The organism is Streptomyces sp. NPDC025651 (assembly GCF_055558735.1).
In genome coordinates this window covers 80,505-101,531 of sequence record NZ_JBVHLZ010000014.1, presented here as the reverse complement: position 1 = coordinate 101,531, position 21,027 = coordinate 80,505, and the positions used below count along the sequence as shown (strand labels likewise).

The 21,027-nt window shown below is 73.4% G+C and carries 18 protein-coding genes; 14 read left to right on the top strand and 4 right to left on the bottom strand.

Features of this window, described 5'->3' with window-relative positions; translation table 11 throughout:
* Positions 1-15 precede the first annotated feature (15 nt).
* Positions 16-1,056, bottom strand: a complete 1,041-nt coding sequence (locus ACZ4D5_RS37265; protein ID WP_467776907.1) for a ketoacyl-ACP synthase III family protein — start codon at positions 1,054-1,056, stop codon at positions 16-18.
* A gap of 128 nt (positions 1,057-1,184) precedes the next feature.
* Positions 1,185-2,168, bottom strand: coding sequence for an aldo/keto reductase (locus ACZ4D5_RS37260; protein WP_467776906.1), 984 nt, complete (start codon positions 2,166-2,168; stop codon positions 1,185-1,187).
* Positions 2,169-2,365: 197 nt separating this feature from the next.
* Here ACZ4D5_RS37260 and ACZ4D5_RS37255 point away from each other — a divergent pair, with 197 nt between their 5' ends.
* The 8 genes from ACZ4D5_RS37255 to ACZ4D5_RS37220 all read left to right on the top strand — a co-directional run bounded on the left by ACZ4D5_RS37255 (position 2,366) and on the right by ACZ4D5_RS37220 (position 10,909).
* A complete protein-coding gene (locus tag ACZ4D5_RS37255; protein ID WP_467776905.1) occupies positions 2,366-3,343 on the top strand; it encodes an aromatase/cyclase in 978 nt (325 codons plus the stop codon).
* Complete coding sequence (locus ACZ4D5_RS37250; protein WP_467776904.1) at positions 3,336-5,042, top strand: class I adenylate-forming enzyme family protein; 1,707 nt, start codon at positions 3,336-3,338, stop codon at positions 5,040-5,042. Before ACZ4D5_RS37255 ends, ACZ4D5_RS37250 begins: the two co-directional genes overlap by 8 nt.
* Before the next feature lie 83 nt (positions 5,043-5,125).
* A complete protein-coding gene (locus ACZ4D5_RS37245) occupies positions 5,126-5,428 on the top strand; it encodes an antibiotic biosynthesis monooxygenase family protein (protein WP_467776903.1) in 303 nt (100 codons plus the stop codon).
* A gap of 42 nt (positions 5,429-5,470) precedes the next feature.
* Complete coding sequence (locus tag ACZ4D5_RS37240; RefSeq protein ID WP_467776902.1) at positions 5,471-7,147, top strand: FAD-dependent oxidoreductase; 1,677 nt, start codon at positions 5,471-5,473, stop codon at positions 7,145-7,147.
* Positions 7,148-7,205: 58 nt separating this feature from the next.
* A complete protein-coding gene (locus ACZ4D5_RS37235; RefSeq protein WP_467776901.1) occupies positions 7,206-8,111 on the top strand; it encodes an SDR family oxidoreductase in 906 nt (301 codons plus the stop codon).
* Positions 8,112-8,174: 63 nt separating this feature from the next.
* On the top strand, positions 8,175-9,455 hold the full coding sequence (locus ACZ4D5_RS37230; protein WP_467776900.1) for an FAD-dependent monooxygenase: 1,281 nt from the start codon (positions 8,175-8,177) through the stop codon (positions 9,453-9,455).
* 9 nt (positions 9,456-9,464) lie between these two features.
* On the top strand, positions 9,465-10,247 hold the full coding sequence (locus ACZ4D5_RS37225) for a cyclase family protein (protein ID WP_467776899.1): 783 nt from the start codon (positions 9,465-9,467) through the stop codon (positions 10,245-10,247).
* Between the two features lie 158 nt (positions 10,248-10,405).
* The gene (locus ACZ4D5_RS37220; protein ID WP_467776898.1) at positions 10,406-10,909 is read left to right on the top strand and encodes a nuclear transport factor 2 family protein; all 504 of its coding nucleotides are present in this window, start codon (positions 10,406-10,408) and stop codon (positions 10,907-10,909) included.
* A 126-nt stretch (positions 10,910-11,035) separates the two neighbouring features.
* Here ACZ4D5_RS37220 and ACZ4D5_RS37215 read toward each other — a convergent pair whose 3' ends face one another.
* Both ACZ4D5_RS37215 and ACZ4D5_RS37210 read right to left on the bottom strand, forming a co-directional pair.
* On the bottom strand, positions 11,036-11,884 hold the full coding sequence (locus ACZ4D5_RS37215; RefSeq protein ID WP_467776897.1) for an ABC transporter permease: 849 nt from the start codon (positions 11,882-11,884) through the stop codon (positions 11,036-11,038).
* A complete protein-coding gene (locus ACZ4D5_RS37210) occupies positions 11,881-12,837 on the bottom strand; it encodes an ABC transporter ATP-binding protein (protein ID WP_467776896.1) in 957 nt (318 codons plus the stop codon). The genes ACZ4D5_RS37215 and ACZ4D5_RS37210 overlap by 4 nt, the downstream gene beginning before the upstream one ends.
* A gap of 274 nt (positions 12,838-13,111) precedes the next feature.
* On the opposite strand from ACZ4D5_RS37210, the gene ACZ4D5_RS37205 reads away from it, so the two are divergent.
* The 6 genes from ACZ4D5_RS37205 (at position 13,112) to ACZ4D5_RS37180 (ending at position 20,979) form a co-directional block, all read left to right on the top strand.
* Complete coding sequence (locus ACZ4D5_RS37205; protein WP_467776974.1) at positions 13,112-14,383, top strand: nucleotide disphospho-sugar-binding domain-containing protein; 1,272 nt, start codon at positions 13,112-13,114, stop codon at positions 14,381-14,383.
* 131 nt (positions 14,384-14,514) lie between these two features.
* Positions 14,515-15,786 (top strand): nucleotide disphospho-sugar-binding domain-containing protein, encoded by a 1,272-nt coding sequence (locus tag ACZ4D5_RS37200; RefSeq protein ID WP_467776895.1) that lies wholly within the window; start codon positions 14,515-14,517, stop codon positions 15,784-15,786.
* Positions 15,783-16,748: an NAD-dependent epimerase/dehydratase family protein gene (locus ACZ4D5_RS37195; RefSeq protein WP_467776894.1), complete on the top strand. Its 966-nt coding sequence runs from the start codon at positions 15,783-15,785 to the stop codon at positions 16,746-16,748. The genes ACZ4D5_RS37200 and ACZ4D5_RS37195 overlap by 4 nt, the downstream gene beginning before the upstream one ends.
* Positions 16,749-16,870: 122 nt before the next feature.
* Positions 16,871-18,181, top strand: coding sequence for a lipopolysaccharide biosynthesis protein RfbH (gene rfbH / locus ACZ4D5_RS37190; RefSeq protein ID WP_467776893.1), 1,311 nt, complete (start codon positions 16,871-16,873; stop codon positions 18,179-18,181).
* Between the two features lie 129 nt (positions 18,182-18,310).
* Positions 18,311-19,336 carry a ketoacyl-ACP synthase III family protein gene (locus tag ACZ4D5_RS37185; protein ID WP_467776892.1) on the top strand — a complete coding sequence of 342 codons (1,026 nt, stop codon included), beginning with the start codon at positions 18,311-18,313 and terminating at the stop codon, positions 19,334-19,336.
* Between the two features lie 35 nt (positions 19,337-19,371).
* Positions 19,372-20,979, top strand: coding sequence for a class I adenylate-forming enzyme family protein (locus ACZ4D5_RS37180; RefSeq protein WP_467776891.1), 1,608 nt, complete (start codon positions 19,372-19,374; stop codon positions 20,977-20,979).
* The last annotated feature ends 48 nt before the right edge of the window (positions 20,980-21,027 follow it).

Sequence of the window (21,027 nt, the reverse complement as noted above, 5' to 3'; positions counted from 1 at the left end):
ATCGGTCCCTTCGGCTCAGTTGTCGTACGTGGCCCAGGCGGGCCGGCGGAGGATGTCGACGACGGCGCTCGACCAGGTGAATCCGGCGCCGATCCCCATCAGCAGGCAGCGGTCGCCGGGCCTCACGGTTCCGGTGTCCACGAGGTGGCCGAGGCTGGCGAACTGGTCGCCCGCGCCGAGGTGGCCCACGGTCCGGAACCAGGACCAGGCGGTGCGGTCCGGGTCGATGCCGAGCGGGGCGGCGTAGTTGGCGTCGAAGCGGCGCCGTCCGAAGTGCGGCAGGACGAACCAGTCGATGGCGTCGAGCTCGGTCTCCGCGTCCTTGAGCGCCCGCTGGAGCGCCTCGCGCTGACCGGCGGCGCTGCGGGTGACCGTCTCGCTCATGCTCGCGGTGGCGAGGAACCCCTTCTGGCAGGCCTTCACGTCCAGCGGGGTGCGCAGCGTGAAGGGCGCGGGGCCGAACGGGTCGGTGCCGCGGTGCATGCCCTCGAGCTCCGGGTCGGAGACCGTGCTCAGGCTGACCAGCCGGGCGTAGCCGTCCTGGTTGGAGAGCACCAGGGCGGCGGCGCCGTCCCCGAACACGGTGCCGGGGTCGCTGAACCAGCGGTCGATGCCCGGCGCGCAGAACCGGTCGGCGGCGGCGGTCAGCACGGCCGAGGGGCCGTGGGCCGCGGTGAGATGGGTGGCGGCCAGTTCGAGGGCGGCCATCCCGCCGTTGGACATCTGCCGGATCTCGACGGCGGGGCAGCTGTTGCCGAGGGCGACCCGCTGTACGTAGGAGGCGGGCGGCCACATGTCGTGGCCCTGGTAGTAGACGTTGGCGTACAGCAGCAGCTCGATGTCGCCGGGAGCGAGACCGGAGCGCTCCAGGGCCTGGCGGGCGGCGTGCGCGGCCATTTCGGGGGCCGCCTCGTCGGCGGAGACCGTGGCCGAGACGAAGTCGGTGCGCGCCACCTGCTCGGTGCGGCACTGGCCGAGGGCGGCCGCGTCGGCCACGGTCAGCGCGGGCGGCAGCCGGCTTCCGTTGCCGGCGACGTACACGTCGTCGTACTTCATGCGAGCCTTTCGCTGTGGGTCGGGTCCCGGCGGCGGGACGATGGTGGCCGTCGGCCCTGGAGCCTCGGTGGGGTCGGAATGGAGCCGTCCGGCTCTGCGTCCGGCTCCGCTGTGCAGGGCAGGGGGGATCAGGCGGGTCGGGGGCGTGCGGGCCGTTGCGGGAGCCGGGATCCGGCGACCGCGTCGGCCGGGAAGCAGGCGGCGAGCCGCTCCAGGTGAGCGGGGCCGAGCCGCTCGGCGGCGGCCGCGATGTTCTCCAGGAGGTGGGCGCGGCGCACGGTGCCGGGGATCGGGACGACGTCCGTGCCCTGGCCGAGCACCCAGGCGAGCGCGATCCGGTCGAGCGGGACGCCCGCGTCGGCGGCGACCGCGGCGGCCTCGGCGAGCAGGGTCCGGTTGTGCCGGGCGTTGGCCGGTTCGAAGCGCGGGTGGTTGCGCCGGTAGTCGTCCGCCGCGAGTCCGTCGGCGGCCAGCGTGCCGGTGAGGAAGCCGCGCCCGAGCGGGCTGCAGGCCACCAGGCCCACGCCGAGCTCCCGGGCCGTCGGCAGCACCTCGTCCTCCACGTCGCGCGACCACAGCGAGTACTCGGTGGCGACCGCCGCGACCGGGTGGACCGCGTGGGCCCGGCGCAGTACGTCCGCGGAGACCTCGGACAGGCCGATGTGGCCGATCTTCCCCTCGGCCACCAGCTCCGCGAGACCGCCGACGCTCTCCTCCACCGGCACCGCCGGGTCCACCCTGGCCAGGTAGTACAGGTCGATGCGGTCGGTGCCGAGCCGTCGCAGCGAGGCCTCGCAGGCCCGGCGCAGGAACCGGGGCGAACCGTCGAACGCGGTGGGCCGTCCGGGACCGGAGAAGACCGCGCCGCCGCGGGTGGCGAGCACGGCCTCGTCGCGCCGTCCGGCCAGGGCGCGCCCGAGGAGCCGCTCCACGCTGCCGCCGCCGTAGAAGTCGGCGGTGTCGAGGAACGTGACACCGCGGTCGACGACCTCCCGCACGAGATCGAGCGCGGCGGCTTCCTCGATGCCGCCGTAGCCGCCCGTCAGGCCCAGACAGCCCCAGCCGATGGCGGAGACGAGGGGGCCGCCGGTGCCCAGCTGCTTGCGTTCCATGGCGTCCTTCCGTAGGGGCCCGCTTCCGTGGGGGCCCAGCCTGACGGGACCGGCTAGAGGTCCGGTCGACCCTCAACTGCCCTGGTCCCGGCCGTCCTTACGGCGTCCAGTGCGCCTCCAGTGACCTTGGATCCGGGGTTGCGAACGTGCGACGCGGTGGCAAGCCGCCACCCGACCCCTGATCGAGAGGACTGGCCGTGTCGAAGCCGGAACCCCAAGTCGTCGAGCGGAGCGTCGAGGTCCAGGCGCCCGCGGAGGTCGTGTTCGATCTCGTCGTCGATGTCGAGCGCTGGCCCCAACTGCTCGGTTCGGTGGCCCATGTGGAGCGCACGGCGCGCGGTGACGCCGCCGACGAGGCGCGGATCTGGGCGGTGCGCGGCACCGACCAGGTGGCAGCCTGGACCTCGCACCGCACGCTGGACCACGAAGGCCTGCGGATCGCGTTCCGCAACGACCCGCCCGCGGGCCCCGCCACCGAGTCCGGCGGCGAGTGGCAGGTGGTGGAGCGGGCGGACGGCACCAGCGTGCTGACGGTGCGTCATGTCTTCACACCGGCGGCCGACATGCCCGCCCCCGCCGTCGAGGCGATGGCCGCGGGCATCGACCGGCACTGCGAAGTGCAGCTCGGCGAGCTCAGGTACGCGGCGGAGTGCCGCGAGGAGCTTGCGGAGCTCACGATCTCCTTCGAGGACCCGCTGTTCATCGGAGGCACCGCCGAGGACTCGTACGCCCTGCTCTACCGCGCCCGCGAGTGGCCGGAGCGCTTCCCGCACGTCACCCGGATCGACATGACCGAGGACGTGCCCGGCATCCAGTTCTTCGACATGGACACCCTCAGCCCCGACGGGCGTGCGCACACCACCCGTTCGGTGCGCGTCTGCACCCCGTACAACAAGATCGTCTACAAGCAGATCAGCCTGGCCCCGCTGCTCACCGCCCACACCGGGCACTGGCTGTTCACCGAGACGCCCGAGGGCGTCGTCGCGAGCGCCCGTCACACGGCCACCATCAACCCGGCCGCGCTCGACCTGCTCGCCCCGGGGGCCACCGTGCAGGACGCCCGCCGCTATCTGCGCAAGGCGCTCAGCGCCAACAGCGTGGCCAACCTCCGGGCCGCCAAGGAGTACGCGGAGGAGCGCTACGAGCGCCGCGCGCAGGAGCGTACGCATGCCTGACGGCGCGAAGGCCGAGCAGGGCGCGGCGACCGGGCAGGGTGCGACGGCTGAGCAGGGCGCGACGGCCGAACGCGTCGCGTCGACCGGGCAGGGCGCGACGGCCGAGCACGTTGCGACGGCCGACCGCTGGCGGCGGCCCCTGGAGCTGCCCCGGCTTCCGCTGGGTGACCTGCCGCGGCGGGCCGCCGGGCGCTGGCCCGACCGGGTGGCGCTGCGCCGCGGCCAACAGGCCTGGACCTTCGCGGAGTTGGAGGCACGGACGGCCCGTTGCGCGGCGGCCGTGGCCGGTGCGGCCGGGCCCGGCGCGGTGATCGGCGTGGCCACCGTCCTCGATCCGGTCTTCGCCCCCCTCTACTACGGCGTGGCCCGCGGCGGCGGTACGGCCGTGACGCTCAATCCGCTCGTCGGCGGCGAGGCGCTGTGCCACGTCCTCGCCGCGTCCGGCGCCCGGCTCGCCTTCCTCACCCGGGAGATGGCCGAGAAGATCGCGCCGCTGCGGGACCGGCTGCCGGACCTGGCGACCGTGGTCGTGCTCGACGGGGAGGCCGCCCCGCCCGAAGGGACGCTCGCCCTCGACACGCTGCTCGACGAGGCGACGCAGGCATCGGCCGCGTCGGGCGCGTCTGGTGCGTCGGCGGTCTCCGGCGCCTCCGGCGCCGGGGTGCCCGACCTGGACGCGACGGCCTGTCTGCACTTCACCAGCGGGACCACCGGAGCCCCCCGGGCCGTCCGCCTCAGCCACCGCGGCCTCACCGCGAACGCCGCGCAGACGGCGCAGGGGCAGGGGCTCGACGACACCTGTGTCACCCTCAACCAGCTGCCGCTGTTCCACATCATGCATCTCAACTCGGCGGTGTGGGCCGGTGCCACCCAGGTGCTCTGCCCGGACGGCGACCCCGCGGCCGCCGTCGCCGCGGCCGACGAGCACGGCGCGACCCACTGGTTCAGCATCCCCGTGCGGCTGGCCAGGATGGCGGCCGATCCCGGCCTCGCGAGGCTGAAGCCCCGGACGGTGCGCGGCATCTTCTGCGGCGGCTCGGCGCTGCCGCCCGGTCCCGCGCGCGTCCTCGCCGAGCACTTCGGCTTCCCGGTGGTGCAGGGGTACGGCCTCGCCGAGGCGTCCCCGACCGTCACCCTGGACCTGCCCGAGCGCCCCAGGCCCGGCTCCTGCGGCCCCCCGGTCGCGGGCACCGAGGTGCGGGTGGTGGACATCGAGACCCGGCGGGTGCTCGGCGCCGGAGCGCGCGGCGAGATCCAGATCAGGGGACCGCAGCTGATGTCCGGGTACCAAGGGCCGGACGGGGGCGCGGAGTTCGAGGCGGACGGCTGGTTCTCCACCCGCGACGTCGGCCATCTGGACGGGGACGGCTACCTGTTCGTCGCCGACCGGCTCGGCGACGTCTTCAAGTGCGACAACGAGATCGTCGCGCCCGCCGAGGTGGAGGGCGTACTGGCCCGGCACCCCGCCGTCCGCGACTGCGTGGTCTTCGGCCACCCCGACGAGTTCAGCGGCGCCGTCACGCACGCCCTCGTGGTGCTCGCCGGGGACGTCGAACCCGCCGACGTGGCCGAGGCCGTCAACCGCCACCTGGCGCCGTTCCAGCGGATCCGCTACATCGACGCGGTCACGGCCGTGCCGCGCGGCCCCGGCGGCAAGGTCCAGCGCCGCCGACTGCGCAGGGACACGCTCGGCGTCTGAGAAGCCCCTGCGAAAACCCGCGGAAGCAACCGCGGAAGACCCACGGAAGACCCACGGAAGAAACCAAGGAAAGAGGAAAAGAAATGGCCACGCTCATCAACGAACTCAAGGTCATCGGCTCCACCGAGGACTTCGAGCGCATCACCGCAGGCATCACCGAGTACATGCGCGAACAGCCCGGCTACATCGGCCACAAGATGCTCCGCTCGCTGCGCCGCCCCAACGTCTTCGTCGAGATCGCGGAGTGGGAGAAGCCCGAGGACCACGTCCGCGCCGTCACCAGCGAGGGCTTCCGCAGCCGCGTCCAGGCGCTGGCCGGCGTCATCGAGAAGCCGTCCCCCGACCTGTACGAGCTGCTCCACGACAGCGAGGCCCCCGCGGCCTGAACCCCGGGCGGCGGTCAGTACGAGAGGAAGGCGTGAGAACACGTGCAGGAAACCGTTGAAGTCCTTGTTGTCGGCGCCGGCCCGGTCGGTCTCACCGCCGCCTACGAACTCACCAGGCGAGGCGTCAGGGTGCGGCTGGTGGACGGGGCCGACGGCCCGGCCACCACCAGCCGGGCCATCGCCACCCATCCACGGACCTTGGAGACGTACGACCAGATCGGCGTGCTCGACGAGATGCTCGCCCGGTCGCGGCGGATCACCGCGTTCACCGTGTTCCAGAACGGGCGGCGCCTCGCCCGGCTCGACGCCGACTACGGCGCCAGCCCCACCCGCTTCCCCTTCACCGTCACCATCGACCAGGTCACCACCGAGGAGGTGCTGCGCACCGCGCTCGCCGGGCTCGGCGTGACCCCCGAGTGGGGCGTGCGCCTGGAGACCTTCAGCCGCCGTGCGGAGGGCGTCACCGCCACCCTGCGGCACGCCGACGGCACCGCGGAGAGCGTGGACGTGCCGTGGCTGGTCGGCGCCGACGGCGGCCACAGCACCGTACGCAAGGTGCTCGGGCTGCCGCTGATCGGCGAGTCCAACGAGACCTGGCTGCTCGCCGACGCCACCGTCGAGACCGAACTGCCGCCCAACAGCATCTACTTGATCCGTGCCGAGGGCGGCACCCTGATGATGGCGCCGATGCCCGGCGAGAACCGCTGGCGGATGCTCGACACCGTCGACGTCGACTACGACGGGGACGGCGAGGCGGTCGCCGCCCGCTTCGCCCGCAAGCTCAGCGCGGGCGTCGGTCACCCGGTGCGGGTCGCACGCCCCGGCTGGGTCTCCGTCTTCACCGCCCAGCAGCGGATGGTGCCGTCCATGCGGCTCGGCCGGGTCCTCGTGGCCGGTGACGCCGCGCACGTGCACAGCCCCGCCTCCGGCCAGGGCATGAACACCGGCATCCAGGAGGCGTACAACCTGGCCTGGAAGCTCGCGATGGTGCTGCGCGGCCAGGCCGCCGACGCCCTCCTGGACACCTACGGCACCGAGCGGGTGCCGATCGGCCGTGCCCTGCTCGGCTCCACCAAGCGCGCCACCCAGCTGGTCGCCCTGAAGAACGCGCTGGCCGGCCTCGCGCTGCCGGTGGTCTTCGGCCTCGTACGCCGTATCGCGCCGCTGCGCGTCAAGATGCAGCGCACCGCGCTCGGCCGGGTCTCCGGCCTGAACGTCGGCTATCCCGAGAGCCCGCTGACCGCCACGGCCGGTGCCGCCGGTGCCGCCCGTGCCGCCCGTGCCGCCGAGGCGGCCCCGCGCGGCCCGCGCCCCGGTGAACGGATCTGTCAGGTCATGCCCGAACGGGCCGCCGCCACCGGCTGGCGTGCGCTCTTCGACGAACTGCGCGATGTGCGCTGGACCCTGCTCGTCCACGAAGGGGGCCAGGCCGCCGCGCGGGCCGCCCGCGAGGCCGCCGCGGCGTACGGCCCCTTCCTCTCGGTCCGCACCGTCGGCGCGGCGGGTCCCGACGAGGGCACGAAGCCGCTCGCCGACCCCGACCGCGTCCTGCGCGACGACCTCGCCACCGTGCCCGGCGGCTGGCTCCTCGTCCGCCCCGACGGCTATGTCGCCGCCCGCGGCACGGCCCTGACGGAGCGGGCGCTGGCGGCGGCGTTCGCGCCGGTGCTCGGGGACCGGGTGCGCGAAGCGGTTCCGGCCGCCACCGCCGATTCGTGACCGGCCCCGCCGCGCGGGCGCGGGCCCGGGGCACGGGCCCAGAACTTCCGGAGGAACTGTGAACGCCACGAATGCCATAGACGTGAACGCCGTGGACACCACGAACGCCACAGACGCCACGAACGCCACAGACACCAAGAGCACGGAGAGCACCGAGAGCACCTTGAACGCTGCGAACGCCGCGCACACCGTGAATGCCCCGACTGAGGCCTCGACGCTGGGACTTGACGGGCGAGTCGCCCTGATCAGTGGTGCCTCCCGAGGGCTCGGCCTGGCCATCGCCAGGAAGCTGTGCGCCTCGGGGTGCGACGTGTACCTCAACTACGCCACCAGCGACGCCGACGCCCAGGACGCCGTCGCGTCGCTGCGCGGCCTGAAGGGCACCGCCACCGCGGTGAAGGGCGACATCACCCTGCCCGGCACGCTGCCGGAGATCCTCGCGCGGATCCGCGCCCGCCACGGCCGCCTCGACGTCTTCGTGCACAACGCCGCCTCCTTCCACCCGATGCGCACCCTCGCCGCCTCGGTGCCCGACGTCCACCGGGACGTCGCCGCCGCGCTCGACCCCCTGCTGCACGGGGCCGCGCCACTGGCCGAGGCGATGGCCGGCGGGGCGGGCCGTGTGGTGGCGGTCTCCAGCCTCGGCGCCCGCGCGGTGGTCCCGCAGTACCTGGGCCTCGGCCTCGCCAAGGCCGCGCTGGAGAGCCTCGTCCGCTACCTCGCGGCCGAGCTCGCCGGACAGGGCATCGCGGTGAACGCCGTGTCCACCGCCAAGCTCGACAAGGGCGGCCCCGGCGGGATCAACCCGGAGGCGGCCAGGGCCCTGGCCGCGAGGACCCCGGCCGGACGGCTGACCAGGCCCGAGGACGTCGCCGACGCCGTCGCCCTGCTCTGCACCGACGAGGCGGCCTGGATCCACGGCCAGGTGATCGCGGTGGACGGCGGCTCGCGGCTCCGTGCCTGAGCGCTCCGCCGGAAGGCCGGTGCCCCGTCCGAGGGCCCGGTTCGACAACGTGAAGGACGACAAGTGAGCGACATCGAGACGGACATCTGCGTCGTCGGGGGCGGCCCGGCGGGTCTCACCCTGGCGCTGCTCCTGCTCAGATCGGGCGTCCGCGTGACGGTCGTGGAGAAGAGCCGCAGCCTGGACCGCGAGTACCGCGGCGAGATCCTCCAGCCCGGCGGCCTCGCCCTCCTCGACCGCCTCGGCGTGCTGGCCGGGGCCAGGGAGCGGGGCGCCTACGAGCTGAGCCGGTTCCGCCTGACGGAGCGCCGACGGGTCCTGATGGACTTCGACTACGGGCGGCTGCCCGCCCCGTACGACCACCTCCTCAGCCTGCCCCAGCGCCATCTCCTCGAGGAACTCCTCGACTCCTGCGGGAAGTTCGACGGATTCCGCTACCTGCCGGGCCAGGGGCTCTCGGAACTGGTACGGGACGGCGGCGCCGTGCGCGGCGTCACCACGACCGGCCGCGACGCGGGCCACTCGGTCGAGGCGCTCTGCGTGGTCGGCGCCGACGGACGCTACTCCAAGACTCGGGCGCTCGCCGGCATCACCAACCAGCGGCACGACGTGTTCGACATGGACGTGCTCTGGTTCAAGCTGCCGATGTCCGAGCAGCCCTCCGGCGTGGTGCGCATCCACCGCGGCGAGGGCGGCCCGGTCATCGCGTACGACTCCTTCCCCGGCAGCATCCAGGCGGGCTGGACCCTGCCGCACCGCAGCTACCGGGAGATCTCCGGGCGCGGCATCGACTACGTACGGGAGGCCGCGGCGCGGTCGCTGCCGGAGTACGCGGACCGGATCCGGGAGCACGTCGGGGTGCTCACCGACCTGACCCTGCTCGACGTCTTCGCGGCCCGCGCCGAGCGGTGGGCGCTCGACGGCCTCGTGCTCATCGGGGACGCCGCCCACACCCACAGCCCGCTGGGCGCCCAGGGCATCAACCTCGCCGTCCAGGACGCCGCCGTGCTGCACCCGGTGCTCCTCGACGCGGTGCGCAGACGCACCGCCACGGCGGAGGTGCTCGGCGCGTACGAGAAGGCGCGGTCCGCCGACATCGACGCGGTCATGCGGCTCCAGGTCATGCAGAGCAAGGGCATGTTCGCCACCGGCAAGGTGGCGGCCGCGGTGCGCCCGCGCATCGCCAAGGTGGTCGGCCGCACGCCGCTCGGCCGCCGCGTCACCCGCCGCATCGCCTTCGGCAACCCCGACATCCGGGTGCGCGACGACCTCTTCACCGCTGCCCCGAAGCCCGTTGCCGCCCCGAAGCCCGTTCAAGAACAGCACAAGACCTGCAACTCCTAGGAGGAGAACGTGCGTTACATCGACCTCTCGACCCCCATCGACGCCTCGCAGTGGGAGCCGGAGCCGGTCACCCACGAGATCGTCACGCCGGCCGAGGGTGCCGCTCACATGGCCAAGGAGATGCGCGAGAACTTCGGCATCGATTTCGACCCGGCGGACCTGCCCGACGGCGAGCTGCTCTCCATCGACAATCTGACGCTCAACAGCCACACCGGCACGCACATCGACGCCCCCGCGCACTACGGCACGCGCGCCGACTACGCCGCCGACGGCCGGCCCCGCACCATCGACGAGATGCCGCTGGACTGGTTCTTCCGCCCGGCCTTCGTCCTCGACCTCACCGGCGCGGGCGTCGGCACGGTCGACGCGGAGTTCGTCGAGAAGGAGCTGGCGCGGATCGGCTACGAGCCGCAGCCGTACGACATCGCGCTGATCAACAGCGGTGCCTGGCGCAACGCGGGAACCATGGCGTACTTCACCGACTTCGTCGGGCTCGACGCCTCGGCCACCAACCTGCTGCTCGACTACGGCATCAAGGTCATCGGCACCGACGCCTTCAGCCTCGACGCCCCCTTCGGCCACATCCTCAACACGTACGCGCAGACCAAGGACAAGAGCGTCCTGTGGCCGGCCCACTTCGCGGGCAGGGAGCGCGAGTACTGCCAGATCGAGCGGCTGACCAACCTCGACGCGCTGCCGAAGCCGTACGGCTTCCACGTCTCGGCCTTCCCCGTCAAGATCACCGGCGCGGGCGCGGGCTGGTCGCGCGCCGTGGCCGTCGTGGAGGAGTGAGCCGGGGACTGCAGAGGGCGGTGCCGGTCCGCCGACCGGCACCGCCCTCTGGCGTACGGGGCCCGCGCGGCACCGCACGAACGCTCCGTACGCCCCGATGCCATGAACCAGATCATCCGCCCGACCGTATGCCCGACCACCTGCCAAGGAGCGACCGCATGACCACCGAAACCGCCACCACTGCCACCACTGCCACCGCCGCGCCCCGCACGCAGCCCGACCGCGCCGCCTTCGCGCAGCTCTACGCCGAGGTGCAGCAGTTCTACGCCCACCACTTCCACCTGCTCGATGCGGGCCTCGCCGAGGAGTGGGCCCAGACCTTCACCGAGGACGGCTTCTTCCACCCCGAGACGCTCCCCGAGCCGGTCCGGGGCCGCGCCGCCCTGACCGAGGGCGTCCGCCGTACCCACCAGGACCTCGTCGCGGCGGGGGAGCAGCGGCGGCACTGGCACGGCATGGTGTCCGTGGTGCCGAGGGACGGCGCCGAGGTGCTCGACGTACGGTGCTACGCGCTGATCTTCGCCACGCCGAAGGGGGGACCCTCGGGGCTGCGTCTCGCCTGCGTCTGCGAGGACGTGCTCGTCCGGGTCGGCGACGCCTGGCAGGTCAAGGAGCGCAAGGTCACCCGCGACGACAGGCCCGGCACGCCGCCGTCCGTCTGACCCCGTCCTGACCTCGTCCTGACTCCGTTCTGACCTCGGCGCGGACGCCGAAGCCCCCGCGCCCTCCGGAGAACCGGAGGGCGCGGGGGCTTCGTGGTGTGAGGGGCGGGAGGTGAAGCGGCCGGGTCAGCCGGTCACCCGGCGCTTGAAGTTGCGCAGCGCCAGACCGCCGAGGAGGACGGTGCCGCCCACCTCCGCGAGGAGGATGGCCCAGATCGGCATGTGCCCGACCTCCGGCGTCAGCGAGGCGCGCAGCCCCTCGCCCATGTAGACGACCGGGTTGAGCAGGGTCAGGTACTTCAGCCAGGTCACGCTCTCCAGGGCCGACCAGGGGAAGTAGACGCAGCCGAGCACGGTCAGCGGCGTGATGACCGCGGCGAACAGGTGCTGCACCTTCTGTACGTCGAAGACGGTGCCGAGCAGCAGCCCGGTGCACGCGGCCAGCAGGCAGGCCAGCAGCAGAGTGACCACGAACAGCGGCCAGTTGTGGACCCGCACCTCGGGCGCCTGCCCGTCGGCGTGCACCAGCAGGACCACGGGGAAGACCACCAGACCCGCGAGGAGCGCCTGGAACGCCGCGGAGACGATCTTCTGCAGCCCGATCACCCACAGCGGCACCGGAGCCAGCGCCCGGTCCTCCATCTGCTTGGTGTACGTGAGTTCCATGAGCAGCGGGATCATCACCGCGGTGATGGCCTGCACCGCGATGGTGATGGCGATCAGGCCGGGGACGAGCACCGTGGTGAACTTCGGCGCTCCCGGTGCGCCGCCGCCGAAGCCGCCGCCCATGCCGATCTTCGGGAGGACGTAGGCGAAGCCGAACGTGAAGGCCAGCGGCTGCATGACGGCGCGCAGCACGAGCGAGCCCAACTGGCGCCGGGTCACCCGGACATCGCGGCTCAGCAGCGCCATGAAGGTGTGCAGTCCGGTGGCGAACCGCCCCGATCGGGGCGGCGAAGCGAAGGTCGTGGTCATTCCCGGTACTCCCGTCCGGTGAGGTTGAGGAAGGCGGTCTCCAGGCTGGGCGGCAGCGTGGCGGCGTTGCGGACCGCGAGGCCGTGGTCCAGGCCCGCCGCGATCAGCTCGCCGAGCAGCCCGTCCGCCGGGGCCGCGGCGTGCACCCTGAGTTCGGCCCCGTCCGTCTCGACGCGGCGTACGCCGTCGAGCTTGGCCGCGCTCTCGCGCGCGGGCCCGGCCGGACCGTCGAAGGTCACCGTGATGACGCTGTCCGCACCGGCCGACGCCTTGATGCCGTCGACGGTGTCGCAGGCGAGCACCTTGCCGTGGTCGACGACGGCGACCCGGTCGCAGAGCTCCTCGGCCTCTTCGAGGTAGTGCGTGGTGAGCAGAATGGTCTGCCCCGCGGCGTTGAGCCCCCGCAGCAGCTCCCAGAGCCTGCGCCGGGCCTGCGGGTCGATCGCGGCCGTCGGCTCGTCCAGGAAGAGCACGTCCGGCCGGTGCATCAGTGCCCGGCAGACCATGGCCCGCTTGGACTGGCCGCCGGAGACGTGGTCGTCGAGGCGGCCGGCCACGTCGGCGAGCCCGAACTCCTCGAAGAGCTCCATGGCGCGGCGGCGCGACTCCTTGCCGCTCATGCCGAAGAAGCGGCCGCGGAACTCCAGGTTCTCCAGGAGGTTGACGGCCCGGTCCATGGTGTTGGCCTGGGTCACCACACCGATCCGTTGCCGTACGTCGACGGGGTTCTTCGCGACGTCGAAGCCGGCGACGGACGCGCTGCCCCCGGTGGGGACGATCCGGGTGGTGAGCATGCCCATGGTGGTGGACTTGCCGGCCCCGTTGGGCCCGAGCAGCCCGAAGAACTCGCCGGGCCGCACCTCCAGGTCCAGTCCGTCGACGGCGGGCACGGGGCCGTTCCCGCCGGTGTAGGTCTTGCGTAGTGCGGTCGTGCGGATGGCGGCATCGGTCATGGCCGGCGTTCTCCTTCGGAAGCGGTCGGATCCGGCACCTGCCGCGCGGGGCGACCGGGCCGCGCGGCCCGGCCGGTCCCCGTCGCGGCACCCGGTGAACATGGCGGGCCGGAGTGGAGACCCGCTCCAGCAGGGCTGGAGACCCGGTGTCCCCGCCGCCGCACGGCATCCGCGCGGGGCCGCCTCCAGGGGAGTTCGACACAGGATCGAGGCCGCGTCGGCAGGATCCGCCGCACCGCGGGAACCGCCCGCCGGTAACGGAGAGGGCTTGAGGATGCGAGTGCTGTTCGTGGTGTCGGACTGGTCCGCCCACTACGCGCCGATGATCCCGCTGGGCTGGGCGCTCCAGGCGGCCGGCCACGACGTACGGGTCGTCTGCACCCCGGCCCAGGCCGGTCCGGTGAGCGACGCCGGGCTGACCCCGGTGCCGCTGATGGGCGGGCCCGACATGGTCACCCAGACCCGGTTGCTCTACTTCTGGCAGGCCAAGGCAGGGGACCGGCCCTACCCGGGCCTTCCGCTGCACCCGGACACCGGCGAGGAACTCGGCTCCCTCGACGACTTCGACTTCGGCGACTGGATGAAGGCCAACAAGCGGGAGATCGCGACCGCGGTCAAGGGCAACTTCGAGGGCACGGTGGACTTCGCCCGCTTCTGGGGCGCCGATCTGGTCGTCCACGATCCGCTCGCCATCGAGGGCCTGCTCGCCGCCAAGGTCGTCGGGGCGCCCGCCGTGCTGCACGCGTGGGGCCCGGTCGGCACCGACGAGGAGGACCCCGCGCTGCGGCTCATGCCGCCGGACCCGGCCGGGTTCTTCCCCCGGCACGGCGTCGGCGAGCTCGGCCCGCACCTGGTCGACCACGTGGTCGATCCCTGTCCGGACGGCCTGCGGCCGCCCACCTCGGCCGACCGGCTGCCGGTGCGCTACGTCCCGTACAACGGGCCGGGGGAGATGCCCGACTGGGTCCTGGAGCCGCCCGCCCGGCCCAGGGTCTGCGTCATCTGGGGTAGTTCGCTGACCCGGATGTTCGGCCCGCGGTCCTTCGTCGTACCCGAAGTGGTCCGCGCGCTGGGCGGACTGGACGTCGACGTGGTCCTGACCGGCACGCCCGAGGACACCGCCGCGCTGGGCGAACTGCCCGCGAACACCCGGGTCTTCGCGCGCCTGCCGCTCAGGTTCCTGCTGCCCGGCAGCTCCGCCGTGGTGCACCACGGCGGAGCCGGCTGCACCATGACCGCGGTGGCCGCGGGAGTGCCGCAGCTCGCCCTGACGTTCGCGGCGGAACAGCAGGCCAACGGGGTCAGGGTGGCCGCCGCCGGGGCGGGCCTGCAGCTGCGCGGCGACCTGGCCGACGCCGACCGGATCCGCGCCTCGGTGCGGCGGCTCCTGGACGAGCCCTCCTTCCGCGCGGCCGCCGGCCGGCTGCGCGAACAGAACCTGGCGCGGCCCACCCCGGCCCAACTCGTCCGCACCCTGGAGCGGTTGGCGACAGGGCCGACCGCGGCGGCCGCCGTCCCGCGGCCCGCCACCGGCCGCGAGGTCTGACGGCCGCGAGGTCTGACGGCCGCGAGGTCTGACGGCCGCGAGGTCTGACGGCCGCGAGGTCTGACGGCCGCGAGGCCGCCGCGGCACCGGAGCGGTGCCGCGCACTCATGTGAAAGGCGCTGGAGAACCCCATGCGTGTGCTGTTCACAGTCTCCGACTGGCCGGCCCACTACTTTCCGATGGTGCCCCTCGGCTGGGCACTGCAGGCGGCGGGCCACGAGGTCCGGGTGGTCTGCGCACCGTCCCAGGCCCGCGCCGTCGGCCATGCCGGGCTGACCCCGGTCCCCGTCCTCGGCGACCTCGACATGGTCTTCCTCGCCCGGTTCAAGAACCTGAGCGACATCGAGGCCGGCACCTGGCGCTACCCCGAACTGCCCGGACTCCACCCCGACACCGGGGACGAGCTCGACTCGCTCGACGGCTTCGACTTCGACGGGTACGCCCTGGAGTGCCGGCGCAGGATCGCCGGGGAGACGGCCACCGGAGTGCGGGGCGTCCTGGACTTCGCCCGCGCCTGGCGGCCCGACCTGGTCGTCCACGACCGGCTGAGCATGGAGGGCGTGCTGGCCGCCCGCGCCCTCGGCGTCCCGCACGTCGCCCACCTGTGGGGCCCGGTCGGCACCGACGAGAGCGACCCCGAACTGCACCCGCTGCCCGTCGACTACACCCGTGCCTTCCCCCGCAACGGACTGCCCGAGATGGGTCCCGAGCTCATCGAGTACGTCATCGACCCCTGCCCGCCGAGCCTGGCGCCGCCCACCGGCGCGACCCGGCTTCCGGTGCGCTACGTCCCGTACAACGGGCCCGGCGCGATGGCGCCCTGGGCGCTGGAGAAGCCGGAGCGGCCCCGGGTGTGCGTCATGTGGAGCAACTCGGTGAGCAGTTCGTACGGCCAGGGCTCCTACCTGGTGCCCCGGGTGGTCCGGGCACTGGCCGGCGTCGACGCCGAACTCGTGCTTCCCGTGCACCCCGACGACGTGGCCGGGCTGGGTGAACTGCCGGGCAACGTAAGGGTCGTCGAGCAGTTCCCGCTGCACCTGCTGCTGCCGACCTGCGCCGCCATCGTGCACCACGGCGGCGCGGGCTCGGTGATGACCGCCCTCGCCGCGGGGGTGCCGCAGCTGGCCCTCACCTTCGGCCCCGAACAGGACGCGGACGGCGCGCGGCTCGCGGCGACCGGGGCCGGGCTGCACCTCACCGGCGACCGCGCCGACGAGGCGGCGATCCGCGGGGCGCTCACCCGGCTCCTGACCGACCCGGCCCACCGGGCGGCCGCCGCGCGGCTGCGGGAGGAGAACGAACTGCGTCCGGTGCCGGGGGAGTTGGTGGACCGTCTCGAACGGATCGCCCATACGGGAGACGGGGCCGCCGAGGGGCCGCGCAGGGGGAGTGCGCCGAGGTGAACCGAGACAGCACGGCGCCGCGCGCGCTGGTCCTGGGCGGCGGGGGGTTCGTGGGGCGGCACGTCTGCGCCGCCTTCACCGCGGCCGGCTACCAGGTGGTGACGGTCTCCAGGCGCCCGCGGCCGCACACGCCGGGCCTCCTGGGCGTCTCCCTGGACCTGCTGGCCGCCGAGCCGCGGGAGATCGCCGGACTGCTGGGGGCCGTCGCCCCCGCCGTGGTGGTGAACGCCACCGGAGCGGTCTGGGACGTGACCGTGCGGCAGCTCACCGACGTCAACGTGCGGCTGGTGGAGCGGCTCGCGGGGCCGCTCGGCGCGCTGCCCGCGCGTCCTCGCCTCGTCCACCTCGGGTCCGTGCACGAGTACGGGGCGGTGCCGCACGGCGCCGCCATCGACGAGCACGTGCCGGAGTGCCCGTCCACCTCCTACGGGCGCACCAAACTCCAGGGCAGCAGGGTGGTGCTCGACGCCACCGCGGCCGGGCTGCTCGACGCGGTGGTGCTGCGGATCTCCAACGTGGTGGGGCCGGGAACGCCCCGCGGCAGCCTTCTCGGCCGGGTGGCCGGGCAGTTGGCGGACGCCGCCGAGCGGGGGGAGCCCGCGTTGCTGCGGCTCGCTCCGCTGCGCGCCAGACGGGACTTCGTCGACGTGGGCGACGTCACCGACGCGGTGGTGGCGGCGGCCCGGCGGCCGGTGTCCGGGCGGGTGCTCAACCTGGGGCGCGGCGAGGCCGTCGGCGTGCGGCGGATGGTCGACGGGCTGATCTCGGCCAGCGGCATCGAGGCGCGGGTCGTGGAGGAGGGCGGTCAGGAGGCCCGCAGCGAGGGCGTGGAGTGGCAGCAGGTCGACTGCGCCGCGGCACGCGCCGCCCTCGGCTGGGCCCCCAGGCGGCGCCTGGAGGACTCGCTGCGCGCGCTCTGGGAGGAGACGCGGGAGCACTGCCGGGCGTCGAGGGCTTCTTGAGCGCGGTGCAGCAGCGTGTGGGACGAGCGGGCGCCGGAGGACGGTGCCGGCGGCTCCCTGGTTCGGCGCGGAACGAAGCAGGTAGGCGGAGGGCCGTTCGGCCCGTATGCGCGCGGGAGGCGATGCAGGTGAGCGACGCAAGAGCGTTGCTGCTCGAGCAGGTTCGCAAGTACCACAGGCAGGCGGCGGAGCCGGAGCGGTTCGAGCCCGGCGTCACCCCGCTGCTGCCCGCGGGGGCGGTGCTCGACGAGAACGACCGGGTGGCGCTCGCGGAGGCCGCGATCGATCTGCGGATCACCTCCGGCTTCCACACCCAGAAGTTCGAACGCGCCCTGGCGAAGGCCCTGGACCTGCGCAAGGCGCACATGACCAACTCCGGCTCCTCGGCGAACCTGTTGGCGATGACCGCGCTGACCTCGGGACACCTGGAGGACCGCAGGCTGCGGCCGGGCGACGAGGTGATCACCGTCGCCGCCGGGTTCCCGACCACGGTCAATCCGATCGTGCAGAACGGCCTGGTGCCGGTCTTCGTCGACATCGAGCTCGGGACGTACAACACGACGGTCGACCGCATCGAGGCGGCGATCGGCCCGAAGACCCGGGCGATCATGGTCGCCCATGCGCTCGGCAACCCCTTCCCGGCCGCCGAGGTGGCCCAACTGGCCCTGGATCACGACCTGTTCCTGATCGAGGACAACTGCGACGCGGTGGGCTCCCGCTACCAGGGGAAGCTGACCGGCACCTTCGGCGACATGAGCACGGTGAGCTTCTACCCGGCCCACCATCTGACGACCGGCGAGGGCGGCTGCGTACTGACGCGCAATCTCGCGCTCGCCCGCATCGTGGAGTCGCTGCGCGACTGGGGCCGCGACTGCTGGTGCGAGCCGGGCGAGGACGACAAGTGCCTCAAGCGGTTCAAGCACCGGATGGGCGATCTGCCGTACGGCTACGACCACAAGTACATTTTCTCGCACATCGGTTACAACCTGAAGGCCACCGACCTGCAGGCCGCCCTCGGGCTCGCCCAGCTGCCCAAGCTGGACGACTTCGGCCGGGCCCGGCGGCACAACTGGCAGCGGCTGCGCGCCGGTCTCGACGGCACGCGGGGCCTCCTGCTGCCGGAGCCCACGCCCGGCAGCGATCCGAGCTGGTTCGGCTTCGCGATCACCGTACGGCCCGACGCCCCGTTCACCCGCAAGGGACTGACGGACTTCCTGGAGTCCCGGCGGATCGGCACGCGGCGGCTGTTCGCGGGGAACCTCACCCGCCACCCGGCCTATGTGGACACCCCGCACCGCGTGGTGGGCGGCCTGCTCAACAGCGACACCGTCACCGAGCACACCTTCTGGATCGGCGTCCATCCGCTGCTCACCGGCGAGATGGTCGATTACATGATCGATTCAGTACGGGATTTCTGCGCGGGCCGCCGCTGAGACCGGGTCACTTCTGAGACCAGGTCACCTCCGAGACCGCGGCACTTCTGAGACCGGGTCACTTCTGAGACCAGGTCACCCCGTACGTGTGCACCGGACCCCCATCGACTCCATGACGAGGCAGGAACCATGAAGTGGGATCAACTATTCGTCGCCGGCCTCGGCACCTGGCTGCCCGAGGCGGTCGACGTCCAGGAGGCCGTCGACGCGGGACGGTACGGCGAGGAACGCCGCGCCGCCCGGGGCTATCGGTCCATCTGCGTCGCCGAGGACGTCGCACCGCCCGACATGGCCGTCCGGGCGGGCCGTTCGGCCATGGAGCACGCCGGTACCGACCCCCGGGACTTCTCCCTCCTGCTGCACAGCAGCCTCTGGTACCAGGGCCTCGACATCTGGCCGACCGCCTCCTACGTGGCGAACGGCACGGTGGGCAGGACCGTGCCCGCCTTCGACGTCCAGCAGCGCTGCAACGGCGGCCTCGGCTCCATCGAACTCGCCGGGGCCCACCTCGCCGCCGGGGTCGGCAGGGGCAGCGCCGCGCTGCTCACGACCGGGGACCGGTTCGCGCCGCCCGAGGTCGACCGCTGGAACATGCACGACTACAACGTGTACGGCGACGGCGGCACCGCCATGGTGCTCTCCACCCGGAGCGGCTTCGCCCGCGTCCTGTCCACCGCCACCGTGGTCGACAACTCCCTGGAAGGAGCCGCCCGGGGCGACGCCCCGCTGCGCACCGCCCCGGTCTCCGGCACCCCCATCGACCTGGTCGCCCGCGCGGCACAGCACGCGGCCGCGAACGACCCCAAGCAGACCGAACTGCGCACCGGGCGCCTCATCAACCAGGCGCGCAACCAGGCGCTCGCGGACTCCAGGACCCACCTGCGCGACCTCGCGCGAGTCGTGATCGGGGCGACCGGGCTCTTCGAGGGCGGCTGGCACTTCCACCATCTGCTGTCCGTCCCCGAGTCGGCCACCACCTGGGAGTACGGACGCACCACCGGGCACATCGGCGCGGGCGACTGGAACGCCGGACTGGCCTGGCTGCTGCGGACCGGGGCCGTCGGGCCCGGCGACCGGGTCATGCTCTTCGGCGGCGGTGCGGGCTACAGCTGCACCGCGGTCGTCCTGGAGATCACCGAAGTGCCGCAGTGGTGAACGGCAGCCCCACGACCGAAGCGGAGGAGACCGCCATGACCGAGCCACTGCGGGCCCCGGGCCAAGGGGCCCTGGCCCAGGAGACCCCGGCCCAGGAGACCTCGGGCCAGAAGGCCGCGGGGACCGGATCCGTGCAGGCGCTGCTCGACCGGGCGGCGGCCCTTTCGCCCGCCGCCCCCGCCGTCCGCGACACCGAAGGCGTCTGGACCTACGCCGAACTGGACGCCGCGTCCGACGCCTGGGCGAACTGGCTCGCCGGACAGGGCGTCCGGCGGGGCGACCGGGTCCTGGCCAGGCTCGGCAACAGCCGGGCCTTCGTCGCCCTGCTCTTCGGAGCGCTGCGCGCGGGCGCGGTGTTCGTCCCGATCGGCACCGCGATGAAGGACTTCCACCTCGCCCGGGTGCTCCAGGACGCCGAGCCCGTCCTCGTGCTGGGGGCGGGCACCGACACCGAGTCGCTGCGGGCACTCACCGACGTGCCGGTCCACGACGTGGCCGGGGTGCGCCTCCAGGCGTACGGGAACGGCGCGCCGACCGGGCCGGGTAACGGCGCGCCGACCGGGCCGGGGACCGGCGGGCGCGCGGACGGCGACGACCTGGCGCTGCTCGTCTACACCTCCGGCAGCACCGCGAGCCCCAAGGGCGTGATGAGCCCGCACCGGGCGGTGCTCTTCGCCACCGCGGCCATCGCGGACCGGCTGCGCTACCGGCCCGACGACGTGGTCCTCAACGCCATCCCGTTCTCCTTCGACTACGGCCTGTACCAGATCTTCCTCACGGTCGCGGCCGGGGCCGAACTGGTGCTCGCCGGCACGGACTCGCACGTCGGCCTGGTGGCCCGGCTGCACGAGGACCGGGTCACCGTCGTCCCCGTGGTGCCCTCGCTGGCCGAGCTGCTGCTGCGCCTCGTCGCCCGTGACCGGCGATCCGCGCCCCCGGTCAGGCTGTTCACCAGTACCGGGGCGGCGCTCTCCCGGGGCGTGCTGCAAGGGCTGCGCAGCGCGTTCCCCTCGGCCGAGGTGGCGCCCATGTACGGCACCACCGAATGCAAGCGGATCACCATCCTGGAACCCGGCGAGGAGGAGGCCCGCCCGCTCTCCGTGGGCCGCGCGCTCGACGGCACGGAAGTCGTCGTCCTGGACGCCGCGGGGCAACCGCTGCCGCCCGGCGAGACCGGTGAGATCGCGGTGCGCGGACCGCATGTGATGGCCGGCTACTGGCGGGCCCCCGAGCTGACCCGCGAACGCTTCCGCACCGACCCCGAGACCGGTCTTCCGCTCCTGCACACCGGTGACTTCGGGCATCTCGACGCGGACGGCTACCTCTACGTCCAGGGGCGCAGGGACGACCTGTTCAAGCGCCGCGGGGTGCGGACGAGCGCCCTGGAGATCGAGGCGGCGGCCCTCGACGTGCCCGGGGTGCGGGCCGCCGCGCTGCTGCCGCCCGCCGGGGGGAAGGACATGCTCCTGGCCGTCGCGGGCGGCCTCTCCGCGGCCGAGGTGCTCACGGGCCTCGCCCAACGACTGGAGCCCGCCAAGGTGCCCACCGTCTGCCACGTCCTGCCGGAACTCCCCCTCACCCCCCACGGCAAGACCGACAAACAGCGCCTGTCCACCCTCCTGGCGGACCGCCCCGCGGCCTGACCCGCCGCGGCCGCCCGCCCGTCAACGCCCTTGGAAAGGAACCCGATC